At 48.7% G+C, this 17,064-nt stretch carries 19 protein-coding genes, 2 tRNA genes and 1 pseudogene; 4 read left to right on the plus strand and 18 right to left on the minus strand.

Features of this window, described 5'->3' with window-relative positions; all coding sequences use genetic code 11:
- Nucleotides 1-14: 14 nt before the first annotated feature.
- From KCG55_RS00325 to KCG55_RS00345, 5 genes and pseudogenes are all read right to left on the minus strand, one after another.
- On the minus strand, nt 15-956 hold the full coding sequence (locus KCG55_RS00325; protein ID WP_254323048.1) for a DUF4424 family protein: 942 nt from the start codon (nt 954-956) through the stop codon (nt 15-17).
- 68 nt (nt 957-1,024) lie between these two features.
- The gene (gene panC / locus KCG55_RS00330) at nt 1,025-1,861 is read right to left on the minus strand and encodes a pantoate--beta-alanine ligase (protein ID WP_254323049.1); all 837 of its coding nucleotides are present in this window, start codon (nt 1,859-1,861) and stop codon (nt 1,025-1,027) included.
- Between the two features lie 304 nt (nt 1,862-2,165).
- Nucleotides 2,166-2,956, minus strand: a pseudogene (panB, locus tag KCG55_RS00335) (3-methyl-2-oxobutanoate hydroxymethyltransferase).
- A gap of 127 nt (nt 2,957-3,083) precedes the next feature.
- A tRNA-Thr gene (locus KCG55_RS00340) sits at nt 3,084-3,159 on the minus strand.
- Nucleotides 3,160-3,195: 36 nt separating this feature from the next.
- Nucleotides 3,196-3,271 (minus strand) — tRNA-Thr (locus KCG55_RS00345).
- Nucleotides 3,272-3,486: 215 nt separating this feature from the next.
- On the opposite strand from KCG55_RS00345, the gene KCG55_RS00350 reads away from it, so the two are divergent.
- Nucleotides 3,487-4,281 carry a polyamine aminopropyltransferase gene (locus tag KCG55_RS00350; protein WP_254323050.1) on the plus strand — a complete coding sequence of 265 codons (795 nt, stop codon included), beginning with the start codon at nt 3,487-3,489 and terminating at the stop codon, nt 4,279-4,281.
- Between the two features lie 39 nt (nt 4,282-4,320).
- On the plus strand, nt 4,321-4,959 hold the full coding sequence (locus KCG55_RS00355; protein WP_254323051.1) for an alpha/beta hydrolase: 639 nt from the start codon (nt 4,321-4,323) through the stop codon (nt 4,957-4,959).
- 129 nt (nt 4,960-5,088) lie between these two features.
- On the opposite strand, the gene KCG55_RS00360 is transcribed toward KCG55_RS00355, so the two are convergent.
- Nucleotides 5,089-5,625, minus strand: a complete 537-nt coding sequence (locus KCG55_RS00360) for an NUDIX hydrolase (RefSeq protein ID WP_128581800.1) — start codon at nt 5,623-5,625, stop codon at nt 5,089-5,091.
- A 73-nt stretch (nt 5,626-5,698) separates the two neighbouring features.
- Nucleotides 5,699-6,049: a dihydroneopterin aldolase gene (folB, locus tag KCG55_RS00365; RefSeq protein ID WP_254323052.1), complete on the minus strand. Its 351-nt coding sequence runs from the start codon at nt 6,047-6,049 to the stop codon at nt 5,699-5,701.
- A gap of 57 nt (nt 6,050-6,106) precedes the next feature.
- Here folB and plsY point away from each other — a divergent pair, with 57 nt between their 5' ends.
- Entirely contained in the window at nt 6,107-6,718 is a 612-nt protein-coding gene (plsY, locus tag KCG55_RS00370) for a glycerol-3-phosphate 1-O-acyltransferase PlsY (RefSeq protein ID WP_254323053.1), read from the plus strand.
- 90 nt (nt 6,719-6,808) lie between these two features.
- Nucleotides 6,809-7,816 carry an IS5 family transposase gene (locus KCG55_RS00375; protein ID WP_254322406.1) on the plus strand — a complete coding sequence of 336 codons (1,008 nt, stop codon included), beginning with the start codon at nt 6,809-6,811 and terminating at the stop codon, nt 7,814-7,816.
- A 201-nt stretch (nt 7,817-8,017) separates the two neighbouring features.
- Here KCG55_RS00375 and greB read toward each other — a convergent pair whose 3' ends face one another.
- From greB to KCG55_RS00430, 11 genes are all read right to left on the minus strand, one after another.
- A complete protein-coding gene (gene greB / locus KCG55_RS00380; RefSeq protein WP_003685038.1) occupies nt 8,018-8,509 on the minus strand; it encodes a transcription elongation factor GreB in 492 nt (163 codons plus the stop codon).
- A gap of 74 nt (nt 8,510-8,583) precedes the next feature.
- Nucleotides 8,584-10,134, minus strand: coding sequence for an amidophosphoribosyltransferase (gene purF, locus KCG55_RS00385; RefSeq protein ID WP_254323054.1), 1,551 nt, complete (start codon nt 10,132-10,134; stop codon nt 8,584-8,586).
- Nucleotides 10,135-10,286: 152 nt separating this feature from the next.
- On the minus strand, nt 10,287-10,820 hold the full coding sequence (locus tag KCG55_RS00390; RefSeq protein ID WP_254323055.1) for a CvpA family protein: 534 nt from the start codon (nt 10,818-10,820) through the stop codon (nt 10,287-10,289).
- Entirely contained in the window at nt 10,813-11,961 is a 1,149-nt protein-coding gene (ftsN, locus tag KCG55_RS00395) for a cell division protein FtsN (RefSeq protein ID WP_254323056.1), read from the minus strand. The genes KCG55_RS00390 and ftsN overlap by 8 nt, the downstream gene beginning before the upstream one ends.
- A gap of 13 nt (nt 11,962-11,974) precedes the next feature.
- On the minus strand, nt 11,975-13,258 hold the full coding sequence (gene folC / locus KCG55_RS00400; protein WP_254323057.1) for a bifunctional tetrahydrofolate synthase/dihydrofolate synthase: 1,284 nt from the start codon (nt 13,256-13,258) through the stop codon (nt 11,975-11,977).
- Between the two features lie 39 nt (nt 13,259-13,297).
- Nucleotides 13,298-13,750 carry a protein YgfX gene (locus KCG55_RS00405; RefSeq protein ID WP_254323058.1) on the minus strand — a complete coding sequence of 151 codons (453 nt, stop codon included), beginning with the start codon at nt 13,748-13,750 and terminating at the stop codon, nt 13,298-13,300.
- A gap of 4 nt (nt 13,751-13,754) precedes the next feature.
- Nucleotides 13,755-14,114, minus strand: coding sequence for a hypothetical protein (locus KCG55_RS00410; protein ID WP_003747228.1), 360 nt, complete (start codon nt 14,112-14,114; stop codon nt 13,755-13,757).
- Nucleotides 14,115-14,177: 63 nt separating this feature from the next.
- Entirely contained in the window at nt 14,178-14,906 is a 729-nt protein-coding gene (locus KCG55_RS00415) for an amino acid ABC transporter ATP-binding protein (RefSeq protein ID WP_003747231.1), read from the minus strand.
- A 2-nt stretch (nt 14,907-14,908) separates the two neighbouring features.
- The gene (locus tag KCG55_RS00420; RefSeq protein WP_188209817.1) at nt 14,909-15,574 is read right to left on the minus strand and encodes a sel1 repeat family protein; all 666 of its coding nucleotides are present in this window, start codon (nt 15,572-15,574) and stop codon (nt 14,909-14,911) included.
- 15 nt (nt 15,575-15,589) lie between these two features.
- A complete protein-coding gene (gene rsmA / locus KCG55_RS00425) occupies nt 15,590-16,369 on the minus strand; it encodes a 16S rRNA (adenine(1518)-N(6)/adenine(1519)-N(6))-dimethyltransferase RsmA (RefSeq protein ID WP_188209818.1) in 780 nt (259 codons plus the stop codon).
- 88 nt (nt 16,370-16,457) lie between these two features.
- On the minus strand, nt 16,458-17,057 hold the full coding sequence (locus KCG55_RS00430) for a Maf family protein (RefSeq protein WP_254323059.1): 600 nt from the start codon (nt 17,055-17,057) through the stop codon (nt 16,458-16,460).
- Between the last annotated feature and the right edge of the window lie 7 nt (nt 17,058-17,064).

Genomic DNA, 17,064 nt, shown 5'->3' on the forward strand with positions numbered 1-17,064 from the left:
TATGCCAAATAAGATTAGTTATACACGAAAATAATGTCTAAGTCTTTCTTCGGCAGGAAATTTTCTTTGACTGCTTGGAAGCGGTTCGGCCCTACTTTGCGCAGGGATTTGTCCCAGCAGAGTGAAATTACGGTATTGGGCTCACGGTCTATGGTCAAGGTGAATTTACCGATAGGTTTTGCCCAATTGGCACCCGTGGTCAGGATATAGCCCAAATGGTGATAGAACTTTGAACCTTCTTTCACATTTTTAAAGTTGTTGAGGAAGTTTTCATCCATGCAGTAAGCGTCTATAAATGCTTTGCTGTCTTTGGCTTTGAGCGAAGGCAGGAAGCTGCCGCCAACCAACGGGGTGTATTGGTGTTTGATTTCGGTAATGCTGCCGGCTTTAAAGGTTTGCTTCCAGCTGTAAATAATCTGCGCCGACCAATCGGGCAGTTCATCCGTCTGTTTGGGCAGCATGGATTGGACTTTGGCGGAGCGGCAGGCTCCGATTTTGCTGCCGATTTTTTCACCGTCTTGCTTTTGCGTCCAAGGGTGCATCAGTTCCTGATCGCTCAAACCGCATTTTTTCAAATCGGCGGTCACGTCCACCAGCAAGCCGTTACGCCGTTCAAAATAGGCACGGACGTGGGTTTGCGGGCGGACAGGTTTGCCGTCGGCGTAAATTCGGAAGCTGTCAACCAAGCCTTTGGTGTCGGCAAAGTCGTAATCGATGAAAGCAGGAACAATCGGCAAAGGGAAAAGGACGGTTTCGGTAATGTCTTGCGAGGAGGTGTTTTTAAACCGGTAATGCACGCGAATCTGGTATTCGCTGATGTACAAATCTTCGCTCTGCATATCGATATGCGGATTTTTCAGATATTTGATGCCGCTTGTGCTGACTGTACCCGTGCTGTCGTTGGCATGGGCTGCTCCGGCAAGCAGGAGGAGCAAGATTAAAGCTTTTTGTTTCATGATTTAACCCCTTTGAAACAGGCCGTCTGAAAAACAGGTTTCAGACGGCCTTTAACAGCAGCTTGGTTTTAAGCCAAAGCCACTTCCAAATTATCAATCAGGCGCGTGGTACCCAAACGGGCGGCGGCAAGCACCACCAATTCTTTATCGCCGACATGAGCCACTGCCAAGTTGTGTGCATGGCGGATTTCAACGTAATCAACCACCCAGCCGGCATCGGTCAAACGGCGGATACATTCAGTTTCAAGCTGGGCGTAATCCAGATTGCCGTTTTTCAAGGCGGCGGCAATGTTTTGCAACTCTTGATAGAGGCGAGGCGCTTCTGCGCGTTCTGCTTCACTCAAATATTGGTTGCGGCTGGAAAGTGCCAGGCCGTCTGAAGCGCGGCCGGTGTCGACCGGAACGATTTCGATATTGAAATTCAAGTCTTCGACAAAGCCTTTGATAATCGCCAGCTGCTGATAGTCTTTTTTGCCGAAGCAGGCGGTATCAGGTTGAACAATGTTGAACAACTTGGTCACAACGGTCGCCACGCCGCGGAAATGGCCCGGGCGGAATTTGCCGCACAATTCGTTTTGCAGGTATGGAGGCTCGACATTGAAACGCTGTTCCACATTCGGATACAGCTCTTTTTCATCAGGCGCGAACACGACGGCAACGCCTTCACCCACCAATTTGTCGGCATCTTGCTGCAAAGTGCGCGGATATTTGTCGAAATCTTCGCCTTGTCCGAATTGCAGGCGGTTGACAAAAATACTGACCACAACGTTATCGGCACGTTTTTTTGCTTCGCGCACCAGCGCAAGATGGCCTTCGTGCAAATTGCCCATGGTCGGTACAAATGCCACTTTTCCGGCAGTTTTGCGCCACTCGCGCAATTCTTTAATCGTATGAATGATTTGCATGGTTTGAAAAATCCTTTATCTTTTCCGCCGTTTCATCAACGGAAATCACGCGCCGATTATACGCTTTTATTCATCAAAAAGACCGTCTGAAATAAGTTTCAGACGGCCTGAGACCTTTGCAAAAATAGTCTGTTAACGAAATTTGACGCATAAAAATGCGCCAAAAAATTTTCAATTGACTAAAACCCTCCTAATATTGAGCAAAAAGTAGGAAAATCAGAAAGGTTTTGCATTTTGAAAATGAGATTGAGCATAAAATTTTAGTAACCTATGTTATTGCAAAGGTCTCGGCCTGGTTTTTATTTTATCCGGCAAACGTATGTTCGACAGATGGGAACGTTTTTGCTTTGACTTCGTCCACATAGGCTTTGACCGCAGCTTGAACGCTGTCTTTGCCCTGCATAAAGTTTTTCACGAATTTGGCGGTTTTACCGGGAAAGATGCCGAGCATATCGTGCATCACCAAAACTTGACCGTCACAATCCACGCCTGCGCCAATACCGATGGTCGGGCAAGAAACTGTCTCGGTCACTTTTTTCGCTAATTCCGCAGGAACGCATTCCATCAATACGATTGCCGCACCTGCCGCATCATGCGCTTTGGCGTCGTTGAGCAACGCTTCTGCCTTGTCGCCGCGGCCTTGAACTTTATAGCCGCCAAATGCAAACACGGATTGCGGAGTCAGGCCGATGTGGGCGCAAACAGGGATACCGCGCATTTGCAGAAATTCAGTGGTCTCCGCCATCCAGACACCGCCTTCGAGCTTGACCATATGCGCGCCGGCTGCCATCAACTCTGCCGCTGCCGCAAATGCCTGCTCTTTGCTCTGCTGATATGCGCCAAACGGCAAATCACTGACAATCATGGCATTTTTAGTACCACGAGCCACACATTCAGTGTGGTAGCACATATCCTGCAAGCTCACCGGTAAAGTGGACTGACGACCTTGCACCGCCATACCTAAAGAATCGCCGACCAGCAATACATCTACGCCGGCATTGTCCATCAGCGCGGCAAAGCTGGATTCATAAGCGGTCAGCATGGCGATTTTTTCGCCCTCTGCTTTCATTTTTGCAAAGTGTTTACGGTAATCATGTGTTTTGTGTGTTCCGCCCGACGGGCAGCCCTTTGTTGTAATGGAAACGCGGTATTATAAGGTCTGCTCTTAAAATATCAAAGCATAAGCAAAAAGCCCGACTGCTTTCACAATCGGGCTTTTAATTGGTGCCGGCACCAAGAGTCGAACTCGGGACCCCCTGATTACAAGTCAGGTGCTCTACCAACTGAGCTATACCGGCTTACTGGAATGCCTTGCGGCACCATCAGTCTTTAACTGGTGCCGGCACCAAGAGTCGAACTCGGGACCCCCTGATTACAAGTCAGGTGCTCTACCAACTGAGCTATACCGGCAAGGAAGTCGGCATTATGCCGATAAGTTCCCATCTTGGCAAGCATTTTAAAACAAAGTTACTTACGAAATTATCAAAACCAATGATTTTAAAGAAAATTAAATCCCTGCTTTATCTTTCCATCCAACACACACAAAGGCTGTCTGAAAACCGCCCCAGCGCAAAACATCATTGTTTCTGTTAAAATAACGCCTTTTATATCTTTCGTCTGCACCCATGCCACCCCGCCATCCTTACCGCCGCCTGCGCCCAGCCAAATCTCATCTGCCCGAAGTCGGCATTTCCGAAGAAGGCAATATCCGTTCCCTGCACTTGGGCAGCGACACCATTCAAAGCTCCATGAATGTCGATCATCCGTCCGAGCTGGTGTTGTCGTACAGCCGCGCCATGATGGGTTGGCTGCTGTTTGCAGAAACCCCGCCCAAACACATCACCCAAATCGGCTTAGGCGGTGGCTCGTTTGCCCGTTGGATAGACAGCTATCTGCCCCACACAAAGCAAACCGCCGTAGACATCAATCCTCAAGTCATCGCCGTAGCGCGCAGCCTGTTTGAATTGCCGCACGAAGGCGAAAATTTTGAAATTATCGAGGCAGATGGTGCGGAATATATTAAAGTATTCCGCCACAATACCGATGTAATTTTGGTAGATGGTTTTGACGGCGAACAGATTATTGATGCTTTGGTAGAAGAACCCTTCTTCCAAGACTGCCGCAACGCCCTCTCTCCCGACGGCGTATTTGTCACCAACTGGTGGAGCGGCGACCAGCGTTATCAACGCTTTGTCGAACGCCTGCTCAACGTCTTTGATGGCCGCGTACTCGAGCTGCCTGCCGAAAGCCACGGCAACGTAGCGGTCATGGCGTTCCAAAGCAGCCCCAAAGAACAAAATCTCGACAACTTAAAAAAACGCGCCGAAAAATTAAGCGAAAAGTACAGCTTGGACTTCAAACGGATGCTTGCCGATTTGAAAGCCAATAATCAAAACAACGGCAAGAATTTTTATCTGTAAACCGCTTCAGGCCGTCTGAAAACAAACAAGGACACACTCATGCTCAAACCCGACATCATTCAAATCCCCGGCCCGGTCGGTTTGCTGGAAACCATCTACCTGCCAAGCACACAAGAATCCGCCCGCGGCGTTGCCGTCATCAACCATCCCAATCCCCTGCAAGGCGGCACCAACACCAACAAAGTCATCCAAACCGCCGCCAAAGCCCTCAGTCAACTCGGTTTCCATTGCTACCTGCCCAATTTGCGCGGCGTAGGCAATAGCCAAGGCGAACACGACTACGGCCGTGGTGAAACGCAAGACTGTATTGCCGTTATCGACTACGCCCGCGCGCAACATCCTGACGCGCCGCAATTCGTTCTGGCCGGTTTCTCATTCGGCGGCTACGTTTCCACCTTTGCCGCACAAGCGCGCACGCCTGATTTGCTGTTACTGATGGGCGCAGCCGTCCATTACTACACCGACCGCCCTGAACCATCCAATGTTCCCGATGTCGCCAAAACATTGATGATTCATGGCGCGGAAGACGAAGTCGTCGAAATCAACAAAGCCCTGACATGGGCAGAACCACAAGGCCTGCCTGTTGTCACCATTGCCGGTTCGTCCCACTTCTTCCACGGCAAACTCATCGTTTTGCGCGATACGATTACACGGTTTGCACCGGCTTTATTAGGTTAAAATCCGGCTATAAAATAAAACAAGGCCGTCTGAAAGCTTTTTCAGACGGCCTTGTTTGTATGAAACCTTATTATCTAAATATCAGGCTCAAGTATTCAGAAATTCATCAAGGATTTTCTGCTTAACATATCAATTCTGAGCCAACCAATACTGCAAACCAATCAAAGTCTTACCATCTTTAATTTCATCGTTTGCCAATGCATTGCGCACCTCGTCCTTGCTCATCAGGACGGTTTCTGTAATTTCATCCTCATCGTTGCTCAACTCGCTGCCCAAACGCACGCCTTGCGCTTGGTAGAGATACATTTTTTCATCGCAAAAACCGACTGCAGTATAAAAGGAGTACAACAGTTTGACACTGTCGGCGACATATGGCGTTTCTTCCGCCAACTCACGCAAAGCGCATTCGGCAGGATCTTCGTCCGCTACATCCAATTTACCCGCCGGCAATTCCAACGTCGCCTGATCGGCGGCATAACGCCATTGGCGCACCAAAACAACTTTACCGTCTTCCGTTTCCGCCAATACACACGCAGCACCCGGATGACGGATCACAACCCGTTGGCTTTCGTTGCCGTTAGGCAGGCGCACCCGATCGCGGCTGATGGTAACAAAAGAACCCTCATAGATTGGCTCGCTGCTTAATTTAGTTTCCTTCAAATCCATTTTTTACCTCATTTCCATATTATTAAATATTAAAGGCCGTCTGAAATCCTTTTTCAGACGGCATAAATAAGCCCTATTCCCGAGCACGTTCAATTTCAATACCGACCTGCGCCACATCAGGCAGGATACCCGGCTTCACAATACGGACGCGCACTTTGGCCGCACCAAAATCATTTAAAATCAATTGGGCGATATATTCCGCTAAAGTTTCCAACAGTAAAAAATCCTGTTCGGCAAGGCTGCGGCGTACGACTTCGCATACTTCGCCATAATGAATGGTGTCGCCGATATCGTCGCTCGTGCCGGTACGCTCGGGAACGCTGATTTCCAAATCCAAAATCAAAGTCTGTTTACGCTCGCGTTCCCAATCATATAGGCCGATTAAAGTATCGGCCTTCATGCCGTACAAAAAGATTTTATCCATTTGCCTGTCCGTTTTTTTGATAGAATAACCGTTCCCATTTTAAGTAAAGCACCCAAAATGTTCAATGTACTCGCCATTATTGCCGCCTATCTTATCGGTTCCCTGTCCTTTGCCGTCATCGTATCAAAATATTACGGCATGGACGATCCGCGCACTTACGGCTCCGGCAATCCCGGTGCCACCAACGTCTTGCGCAGCGGTAAGAAAAAAGCGGCCGCACTGACCTTGCTCGGCGATGCATTAAAAGGCTTGGTTGCCGTCATCTTGGCACGCTGCCTGCAAGATGCTTTAAATTTGTCTGATGCAACGATAGCCCTAGTCGCCATCGCCGCATTGGTCGGCCATATGTGGCCAATATTTTTCAATTTTAAAGGCGGCAAAGGCGTAGCCACCGCATTGGGCGTCTTACTCGCCCTCTCCCCCGCAACCGCCCTGCTCTGCACCTTGGTTTGGCTGGTCATGGCATTCGGTTTCAAAGTATCCTCACTCGCCGCACTGGTCGCCACCGTCTGCGCACCCATCTTCGCTTTCTTCATGATGCCACACGCCTCTTGGGCATGGGCAACCGTATTCATTGCCGCATTGGTGTTGTACCGCCATAAAAGCAATATTCAAAACCTAATTCAAGGCAAAGAAAGCAAAATCGGAGATAAAGCCGGAAAATCTTAAAAGCGTAGATACAATCAATAAAAGGCCGAGACCTTTGCAAAATTCCCCAAAATCCCCTAAATTCCCACCAAGACATTTAGGGGATTTTCCATGAGCACCTTCTTCCAGCAAACCGCACAAGCCATGATTGCCAAACACATCGACCGTTTCCCACTATTGAAGTTGGATCAGGTGATTGATTGGCAACCGATCGAACAGTACCTGAATCGTCAAAGAACCCGTTACCTTAGAGACCACCGCGGCCGTCCCGCCTATCCCCTGTTGTCCATGTTCAAAGCTATCCTGCTCGGACAATGGCACAGCCTCTCCGATCCCGAACTCGAACACAGCCTCATCACCCGCATCGATTTCAACCTGTTTTGCCGTTTTGACGAACTGAGCATCCCCGATTACAGCACCTTATGCCGTTACCGCAACTGGCTTGCGCAAGACAACACCCTGTCCGAATTATTGGAACTGATCAACCGCCAACTGACCGAAAAAGGCTTAAAAGTAGAGAAAGCATCCGCCGCCGTCATTGACGCCACCATTATCCAGACCGCCGGCAGCAAACAGCGCCAGGCCATAGAAGTCGATGAAGAAGGACAAGTCAGCAGCCAAACCACACCGAGTAAAGACAGCGATGCCCGTTGGATAAAGAAAAACGGCCTCTACAAACTCGGTTACAAACAACATACCCGTACCGATGGGGAAGGCTATATCGAGAAACTGCACATTACCCCCGCCAATGCCCATGAGTGCAAACATCTGTCGCCTTTGCTAGAAGGGATAGCCGAAGGCACGACTATCTATGCCGATAAAGGCTATGACAGTGCGGAAAACCGTCAATATCTGGAAGAGCGTCGACTGCAGGACGGCATTATGCGCAAAGCCCACCGTAAACATCCGCTGACGGAAGCGCAAACCAAACGCAACCGATATTTGTCGAAGACCCGTTATGTGGTCGAACAAAGCTTCGGTACGCTGCACCGTAAATTCCGCTATGCGCGGGCAGCCTATTTCGGGCTGCTCAAAGTGAGTGCGCAAAGCCATCTGAAGGCGATGTGTTTGAACCTTTTGAAAGCCGCCAACAGGCTAAGTGCGCCTGTAGCTGCCTAAAAGGCGGCCGGATGCCTGATTATGGGGTGTCCGGGGAGAAAAAAGGGGGAATTTGGGTAAAATCAGGAGTAATTGGAGGCGAAAACAGCCGAAAACCTGTGTTTGGATTTCGGCTGTTGGAAGGAAAGGAATTTTGCAAAGGTCTCAGGCCGTCTGAAAGTATATTTTCAGACGGCCTTTATAGTTTTTATTCACGCATAATCAGTCAATCTTAATATATTCCACCGACAGAATCTCTATAACCTCACGCCCTTCCGGTGTATCCAAGACAACTTCATCGCCTTCGCGTGCTTTAATCAGGCTGCGCGCCAAAGGGGAAATCCATGAAATTTTGTTTTTAGCGGTATCGATTTCATCTACGCCGACGATTTTGACGGTTTGTTCACGACCGTCTCCGCGCAATAAACCAACGGTGGCGCTGAAAAAAATCTGGTCCGTGGCTTCACGCGCTTCAGGATCGACGACGACGGCTGCTTCCAAGCGTTTGGTTAGGAAACGGATACGGCGGTCGATTTCGCGCATACGGCGTTTGCCGTAAAGATAGTCGCCATTCTCGCTGCGGTCGCCATTGCTTGCCGCCCAGTTAACGATTTGGACAATTTCGGGACGCTCTTTGTTGACCAAATGATAAAGTTCGTCTTTCAGTGCCTGCCAGCCGGTAGGCGTGATGTAATTTTTGGTTTCGGTACTCATGATGTGTCTAAAACATAATTAAAGGCCGTCTGAACGTTAATTTTCAGACGGCCTTTATTGTAAGTCAATTTACTTTATTCTTCATCATCACTATCGCTATCGCTGATACTGATGCTGTGTTCCATTTTGCTTGGATGAACTTTCAAACCGCCACAACCTGATTTTTCAGTAGAGAGGCGGTTCAGATACGCCTCATCGATATCACCGGTTTGATAAACACCGTTGAAGCATGAAGAATCAAAGGATTCGATTTTTGGATTGAGTGCTTTGACTACTGCTTCCAGGTCTTCTAAGTTTTGGAAGACGATGCCGTCCGCGCCAATCTCGGCCGAGATTTCTGCTGCGCTGCGGCCGTTTGCAATCAGTTCTTCACGGGTCGGCATATCGATACCGTACACATTCGGATAGCGCACTTCGGGAGCAGCGGAAGCAATGTAGACTTTGCGCGCACCTGCCGCACGTACCATTTCAACGATTTCACGGCTGGTCGTACCGCGCACAATGGAATCATCCACCAACAAAACGCTTTTGCCGTTAAACTCGGTTTCCATCGGACTGAGTTTTTGGCGTACTGATTTTTTACGCGTTGCTTGTCCGGGCATGATGAAGGTGCGGCCGATATAGCGGTTTTTAATCAGACCTTCGCGATATGGTTTTTCGAGATGGACGGCAAGCTCCATCGCGCTGGGTCGGCTGGTATCAGGAATCGGCATCACGACATCGATATCGTCGACGGGCAACTCGCGTTTGATTTTTTCCGCTAAAGAAACGCCCATATCCAGACGCGCCTGATAGATGGATACACCGTCGATGACGGAGTCGGGGCGCGCGAAATAGACGTATTCAAAGAGACAAGGGCTGAGTTTGACTTTATCACTGCATTGACGGGACACGATTGAACCGTCAAAGCTGACAAACACGGCTTCACCCGGCTGGATATCGCGTTCCAAGTCATAGGCAAGTGCGTTGAAAGCAACTGATTCAGAGGCAACGGCATACGATTTTTTACCGGATTCATCGGTTTGCGAACCCAATACCAACGGACGGATACCGTGAGGATCGCGGAAGGCAACCATGCCATATCCGGCAATCATGGCTACGACACCGTATGCACCGCGCACTATGCGGTGTACTTCGGAAACGGCGTTGAAAATATTGTCGATGGTAAGTTGATAAGGGGCTGTATTTTTAGAGACTTCGCGGCGTAATTCGTGCGCGAATACATTGAGTAGGACTTCAGAATCGGAGCTGGTATTAACGTGGCGCAGGTGTTTGTTGCATACGTTTTCATACAGCTCTTCGGTATTGGTCAGATTACCGTTGTGTGCCAAAACAATGCCGAATGGGGAGCTGACATAAAACGGCTGAGCCTCTGCGCTGCTGCCCGCATTGCCTGCAGTCGGATAGCGGACGTGTGCAATGCCGGCATTACCGACCAAGTCGCGCATGTTGCGGGTACGGAACACTTCGCGCACCATGCCTTTGCCTTTGTGCATATGAAATATATTGCCTTCGGCAGTAACAATACCTGCTGCGTCCTGACCACGGTGTTGCAACATCTGCAAACCATCATACAACATCTGATTGACCGGCTCATGACTAACCAAACCTAATACACCACACATATCGTGCTTCTCCGAGTTTGAAGATTAAATGGGTAAACCGTCATTATAAAATAATTTAGATGAGTTTGCTCGAATTGTTGACAATATGATGTCAAATTTACGCAAATAAAAACGGATTCAGACGACCCATGGGCCGTCTGAATCCGTCAAACTCAATCATCCAATTCTTCAACTTCAGCTGCTTTATCCGAAAGATGCGGCATTGCGGTATCTTTTCCAGGCAAATAAGGCATTGCAGCATCGGCAAGTGATTCAAAATACGGAATTGTGTGCGAACTTTGCCACTCTTCCGTTTTCGGCAAATCAGTGTGTGAAAAAACCATCACTGCCAGTGTCACCAAAATCACACCTTTCACTGCACCGAATACGCCACCAAGCAAACGGTTGATGCTTCCCAAACCAACGGCAGACATCAAACTGCTCAACAGAGATCGTGCCAGTTTCTGCAACAACCATGCCAGAAAAAACACAGCGGCAAAGCCCATCGCAACCGCCAAGGAATGCGGCTCAACCGATTTAAAGACCACATCGGCAAACGGCACGGCAAGCGTTCTGGCTGCAATAAACGACACCACCCACGCCACCATCGCCCCTGCTTCGGCAATAATACCCCGTGTCAACGAGATAATGATGCAGATGACGATGACGGCGGCCGCCAACAAATCGGCAACAGGCAGATTACTCACTGGTCACCTGACCGGCAATGCCATGTACACGCAATTTGTTCAGATCGCGCTCTGCATCGCGTGCATTTTTATAACTGGCTGATTTCACGCGATACACCTTACCTTTATCGGTCATGACCTCAGTAATGGTCGAATCGATACCTGCGGCTTTCATTTTACGTTGCAGGCTTTGTGCGCGTTCTTTTTCGGCATAACCAGCCTGAATGGCGGCTTTTTTCGCAGGCTTGGCTTCTGCTGTTTCTTTTTCAGCTTTAGGTTTGGCTTTTTCAGACGGCTTCTCGGCAGTTTTTACCTTATCGGCTTTTTCTGCTTTGGCCGTTTCTGGTTTAGCCTTTTCATTTTTTGGTTTTTCAACTTTGGCTTCTGCTTTCTTGGCAGGTTCGGCCTTGTCTTTTACGCTGTCTTTGCTGTTTTTGGCAGATTTACGCTCGGCAATGGCTTTCTCTGCTTTTTCCAATTGTGCCAATTTATTGCGTTCGGCAGCGGCTTCGCGCTCTGCTTTTTCAGCACGCGCTTGAAGTGCGCGTTTTTTAGCTGCCAATGCGCTTTCTTTCTCAACAGCTTCCTGTTGGGCTTGTGTTTTACGGGCCGCTGCAGCACGTTGTTCAGCCTGACGTTGGCGGCGTTCTTCGGCTCGGCGCTCCGCAGCTTCACGTTTGGCAGCCTCGGCGCGTTGAATACGTTCGGACTCTTCCAAGCCTTTAATATTGCCGTCATCCAAAGTATCGTTGATCAAAACCAACGGCTCGCCAACATCTTCGGGAGCAGATTCGCGGTTTGGCTTCAATACTTCAACCGGCGCATTGTCTTCTTCGTCGCCTGCATTTTGCGGTTTATTTGGTGCTTCGGCATCCGCATGGCGGGCAGCCTCCTCAGCAGCGGCAACATCCTCTTTATTAGGCTCTAAAACAACCGCCTTGCTCGGCTCATCAGCCGTTTTGACTTGGCTCTGACCGACAGGCGCTTCTTTAAACGGTGAATTTTTATCGTCGCCAGAAGTCAGTGCCAAACCGAACAGCATACCCGATGCTACCACCAAGCCGGAGGCCAAGACCAAGCGACGGCGGTTGCGACGTTTGAGTCGTTCGTAACCGTCTAAATCGTATCCGTTTGGAGTTTCTTTTTGTTTATTGTCGGACATGATAATTTCCTCGTTAGTGTTCTTTCAAAACAGCCATTACATCGGCAACAGTATGGAATGAGCCGAAAACAACGATTCTATCATTTTCGGTTGCTTTAGCCAAAGCAGCGCGGTAGGCAGCAGCGACAGTTTCAAAAACATTTACATTGTCGATGCCGTGTTCAGACAGTTTAGCCTGCAAAGCCTCCACCGTCATGCCGCGCGGTACATCTAAAGGCGCGATATTCCACTCGTCAAACTGATCTTTAACGATTTCCAGCACGCCATCAATATCTTTATCGGACAACATACTGAATACGGCGGTACGTTTTTGGGCAAAGGCAAGGTTAATCAGGCTGCGGCGCAAAGCACGGGCTGCGTGCGGATTGTGGCCGACATCCAAAACCACCAGCGGACGGCCGGGCAAAACTTGGAAACGTCCAGGATTCTCAACCAACAGCAAACCGCGTTTAATCGCGCCGATATCAACCGGCAATTGTTCGTTCAAACATTCCAAAACCGTCAATGCACACGCGGTATTGGACAACTGATAGGCACCGCGCAAAGCAGGAAATGGCAAGGAATTGCGGTTACGGCTTTGGCCGTCTGAAGATTGCGGATGGAAGCGGTAGTTCCACTGTACGCTTTCCATTGACGCAAAATCAAAATCACGTTGAACCATCAATAGTTTTGCACCAATTTCTTCTGCGTGTTTGAGCAATGATTCTGGCGCAGGATTCTGACCGCATACGGCAGGCTTGCCGCTACGGAACACTCCGGCTTTTTCAAAACCAACCTGCTCGACGGTATCACCCAAAAATGCCTGATGATCCAAATCCACGCTGGTAACAACCGAGCAGTCGCCGTCAAATACATTCACAGCATCCAATCGTCCGCCCAAACCGACTTCCAAAATCATTACGTCCACATTTTCATGCATGAAAATATCAACGGCAGCCAAAGCATTAAACTCAAAATACGTCAGCGAAATTTCGCCGCGTGCCGCTTCGATCCGCTCAAATGAGGAAACAATCAATTCATCTGAAACTGGCTGAGTGTTGATGGCGATTCGTTCGTTGTAACGCAGAAGGTGCGGACTGGTCAGCGTACCGACTTTAAAACCGGCCTCTTTATAAATATGCGACAAATAGGCACATACGGAACCTTTACCATTGGTACCCGCCACCACCACGACAGGACATTGCGGCACCAAATTCATGCGTTTTTTCACTTCTCCCACGCGTTCCAAACCCATATCGATAAGGCCGGAACTATGGGCAGTTTCCAAATGAGAAAGCCAGTCTTGTAATGTTTTCATTAGTATTTATCACTTCAAAAGGCCGTCTGAAACAGCCGTTTAATCCATATCTGCCGCAAGTTCTGCTTTGTCTTCTTTTCCCCGGCACCAGCGTGCCCACACTTTCAGACGGCGGTAGGCATCGCGGTCGGTCATGTCGGGCAAGATACAGTGTTTAACCATTTTTCCATCAACATTCCATTGCAGAAACAAAGCATAAACTGTCAACATACTGCCATCTTGCAAAACCGCGCTTCTTCCTTCTTTCTCGTCATTCAAGTAAACCGTTGCACGGTATTGACGGTCGATGATGATTTTTCTGACCGCATTTCGAGTCTGAAAATTAACGTTGCGCCAAGCATAGGTAAAACTGCCAGCCAATGCCGCCAAACCTAGCCACATCATCCAGCCGTAAAACTCGGCAAGGCATAAGGCAACCGCCGAAAGGTGTAAGAAGACAATCAGAATTTTCAAAGAACGCGAGGGCTTTAAGGCCGTCTGAAAACTGCGCACGGCTTTACATCATATTGTCGAAAACAGGCGTAATGTTCAATTCCGCCTCTTCCATATCTAAAACCATATCGTGGATTTCGGTATCGAAAAATTCCCAAAAAGCTTTCAAACTCATGTCTTGCGGCCATTTGCTTTTATCAATGTCCCAGCCTGCCAATTCGGCTTCAAAAATCTGCTGGTAACGTTCGTCAAAATAAGAAATGACGGATTCGGGTTCGTCAAATTGCGGCACAAGGAATACGGAGCAGTTGGTGCGCAGTTGCTCGACGGTCAGGTCGGGCATATTTTCATCGGCGGATTTCAGCCATTCCAAAAAACGGGCGGTCGGCTTCAGCACAACAGCGGTACGGTCAACAAAATACATTATTTTCAACTTTCAAAATCATTCAAACCGATCATGCCGTCTGAAATTTCAGACGGCCCGAGTTTAATGTGTCATCACCTGTTGCAGGAACTGTTTGGCACGCTCGTGTTTCGGATTAGTAAAAAATTCTTCCGGCGTTTCATCTTCCAGAATCTGGCCTTTATCGACAAAAATCACACGGTCGGCGACTTCGCGCGCAAAACCCATTTCATGGGTCACACACATCATGGTCATGCCGCTTTCCGCCAAGTCTTTCATCACTTTCAATACTTCGCCGACCATTTCAGGGTCAAGCGCGGAAGTCGGCTCGTCAAACAACATCACGCGCGGCTCCATCGCCAAACCGCGTGCAATCGCCACACGCTGCTGTTGACCGCCGGAAAGCTGGCCGGGCAGCGCGTCTTTTTTATGCGCCAAGCCGACGCGTTCCAAAAGCTCCATCGCTTTCTTTTCCGCTTCTTCACGGCTTTGGTTTTTCACTTTCATCGGAGAAAGAATAATATTTTCCAAGACAGTCAAATGCGGATACAGATTGAAGCCTTGGAACACAAAACCCACTTCTTCGCGCACTTTGTTCAAATCGGTTTTCGGATCAGCAACATTGATGCCGTCCACCCAAATCTCGCCGCTTTCAATGCGCTCAAGTTGGTTTACCGTACGAATCAGCGTCGATTTGCCACTGCCTGAAGGGCCGCATACAACGACCACTTCGCCTTGCTTGACTTCCAGATTCACGCCGTTGATAACGTGCAAATCTTTAAAATGTTTGTGTACGTTTTTGAATTTAATCATGTTTATTTGACATTCTCTAAAATTGACCAGATTTTGGACGGCCTGTTTTTAATTTGTTTGGCGTAATGCTCGATTTTCTCACTGTTGTCCTTGGTATAAATGCCGCGACACAATATATCCAATGCATCTTTGTTCAAGTCGCCATAACGGTTGTTGGTATATACCGACAGGATGCAGGCTTTCAGGGGATGGAAGGGAACGCCGTATTTCTGCGCATTGTCCCGATTTCCAAACAGCCATGCGGTATCTGCTAAAGCTGCGTAGTTGCTCAAAGTTGCAGCTTTAAATAATTTTTCTTTGATCAGCGGATAATTTTTCTGCTTCTGATTTTCCAGTTTGAAAACTTCATTCATCAATTTTTGTGAACCGTTAGGCGCAAGTTCGTCTTCTAAAGCTGTTTTATCATATTCAGCTTCAATATCATCAAGTAAGTCTTGTGCCGCTCCCTCGCCGTTTTCTGCGGCTTTTTTCAGCCAATAGTAAAACTCGCTTTCTTTGAGGTTTACAGGGTCTGTTGTCATTTCCAACTGCATGGCCAGCAGATATTGCGCTTCAGCATCGCCGGCTTTTGCTTTGCGCCGCAGGTTTTCTTCTCCGCCGGTGCCTAATGCAAATGCCGTACCGGTAATAAGTACAGCCAGCCCACACCAGACATATTTTTTCAACATTAAGTTCCCAACCTTTCAGACGGCCTTTTGAACCAGATAATTGCTCAATTCCACATATTTCTCAGCGGCAATGTGTTCTGCCCTGTCCTGCGGATTGATGCCGACTGCCTGCAAATCCTCATCGCCGGCAAGTTCCTTCAAATTATTGCGTATGGTTTTGCGGCGCTGATGAAAAGCCAGTTTCACCAGTTTGGCAAAATGTTCAAAATCTTCCGCTTTACCGATACGGTGTTTTACCGGAATCATGCGCACGACGGCCGAATCTACTTTCGGCGCAGGATCAAAAGACTCGGGCGGTACTTCAATCAACATTTCCATATCGAAGAAATATTGCAACATTACACCCAGACGGCCATAGTCGTTGGTTTTTGGCTGCGCCACCATGCGTTCGACCACTTCTTTTTGCAGCATAAAGTGCATATCGATCACATCGTCTGCCACTTCGCTCAATCGAAACAAAAGCGGCGTGGAAATATTGTACGGTAGGTTACCGACAATTTTTTTCTTACCTTCAATGCTGTTGAAATCAAACTGTAATACATCGCCTTCGTGTATCACCAATTTATCTGCAAACGGCAAGGTTTTCAGACGGCGTACGATGTCGCGGTCGATTTCGCAAACATGCAGGCGATTGAGTTTTTTCGCCAAAGGCTCGGTAATGGCTGCCAAGCCCGGGCCGATTTCAATCACGATATCATCGGGCTGCGGTCTGACCGCGTTGACAATATCGCTAATAATCCGCGTATCCTGCAAAAAATTCTGCCCGAAGCGTTTCCGGGCCTTATGTTCTTTCATATCTTTCTTCAAGCAAGCTGTTTAAGGCAATATTGTAACTGAAACAGGCGTTTTTGTCGGCACGCTTTCAGACGGCATTTGCCTAATTTTAAGCAAACGGCGGCGCTTCCAAACCCAAAGATTTCAGTAGTTGCGCGGTCTCATAAACCGGCAAACCCATCACGCCGGTAAAGCTACCCTGCAAATGCTCGACAAATACGCCGCCCAAGCCCTGAATCCCATACGCACCGGCTTTGTCCATCGGCTCGCCGCTGGCAACATAGGCTGCAATCTCCTCAGCCGTCAACGTTTTAAAGCGCACTTCGCTCGTCTGCACCACATCATGGCGCACGCCTTGCCAGTAAACGCATACTGCCGTCAGTACCTGGTGAGTCCGTCCGGACAAACGTTCCAGCATATCGACCGCATCCGCCTCGGATTCCGGTTTACCCAAAATAACCGCACCATCCGCCACCGTCGTATCTGCCGTTAACACAGCAAACTCAGGCTCTTGATCATGAGTAGCAAACCATTGTGCCACCGCCGCCTCATTTTTCTCGCAGGCCATACGGCGCACATACTCTACTGCGGCTTCGTCTTCTTTAGGGGTTTCATCAATATCCGCAGGAAGGCGGCGTACCGTGAAACCCAAATTCTCCAAAATCTCACGACGGCGCGGACTGCCCGAAGCCAGATAAATTGCGTTCATTGTATTG

The sequence above is a fragment of the Neisseria subflava genome (assembly GCF_024205745.1).
GTDB lineage: Bacteria > Pseudomonadota > Gammaproteobacteria > Burkholderiales > Neisseriaceae > Neisseria > Neisseria flavescens_B.

Coding starts and splice junctions, on each gene's coding strand:
- KCG55_RS00325 (WP_254323048.1), bottom strand. CDS start 956: ATGAAACAAAAAGCTTTAATCTTGCTCCTCCTGCTTGCCGGAGCAGCC.
- panC (WP_254323049.1), bottom strand. CDS start 1,861: ATGCAAATCATTCATACGATTAAAGAATTGCGCGAGTGGCGCAAAACT.
- KCG55_RS00350 (WP_254323050.1), top strand. CDS start 3,487: ATGCCACCCCGCCATCCTTACCGCCGCCTGCGCCCAGCCAAATCTCAT.
- KCG55_RS00355 (WP_254323051.1), top strand. CDS start 4,321: ATGCTCAAACCCGACATCATTCAAATCCCCGGCCCGGTCGGTTTGCTG.
- KCG55_RS00360 (WP_128581800.1), bottom strand. CDS start 5,625: ATGGATTTGAAGGAAACTAAATTAAGCAGCGAGCCAATCTATGAGGGT.
- folB (WP_254323052.1), bottom strand. CDS start 6,049: ATGGATAAAATCTTTTTGTACGGCATGAAGGCCGATACTTTAATCGGC.
- plsY (WP_254323053.1), top strand. CDS start 6,107: ATGTTCAATGTACTCGCCATTATTGCCGCCTATCTTATCGGTTCCCTG.
- KCG55_RS00375 (WP_254322406.1), top strand. CDS start 6,809: ATGAGCACCTTCTTCCAGCAAACCGCACAAGCCATGATTGCCAAACAC.
- greB (WP_003685038.1), bottom strand. CDS start 8,509: ATGAGTACCGAAACCAAAAATTACATCACGCCTACCGGCTGGCAGGCA.
- purF (WP_254323054.1), bottom strand. CDS start 10,134: ATGTGTGGTGTATTAGGTTTGGTTAGTCATGAGCCGGTCAATCAGATG.
- ftsN (WP_254323056.1), bottom strand. CDS start 11,961: ATGTCCGACAATAAACAAAAAGAAACTCCAAACGGATACGATTTAGAC.
- folC (WP_254323057.1), bottom strand. CDS start 13,258: ATGAAAACATTACAAGACTGGCTTTCTCATTTGGAAACTGCCCATAGT.
- KCG55_RS00410 (WP_003747228.1), bottom strand. CDS start 14,114: ATGTATTTTGTTGACCGTACCGCTGTTGTGCTGAAGCCGACCGCCCGT.
- KCG55_RS00415 (WP_003747231.1), bottom strand. CDS start 14,906: ATGATTAAATTCAAAAACGTACACAAACATTTTAAAGATTTGCACGTT.
- KCG55_RS00420 (WP_188209817.1), bottom strand. CDS start 15,574: ATGTTGAAAAAATATGTCTGGTGTGGGCTGGCTGTACTTATTACCGGT.
- rsmA (WP_188209818.1), bottom strand. CDS start 16,369: ATGAAAGAACATAAGGCCCGGAAACGCTTCGGGCAGAATTTTTTGCAG.
- KCG55_RS00430 (WP_254323059.1), bottom strand. CDS start 17,057: ATGAACGCAATTTATCTGGCTTCGGGCAGTCCGCGCCGTCGTGAGATT.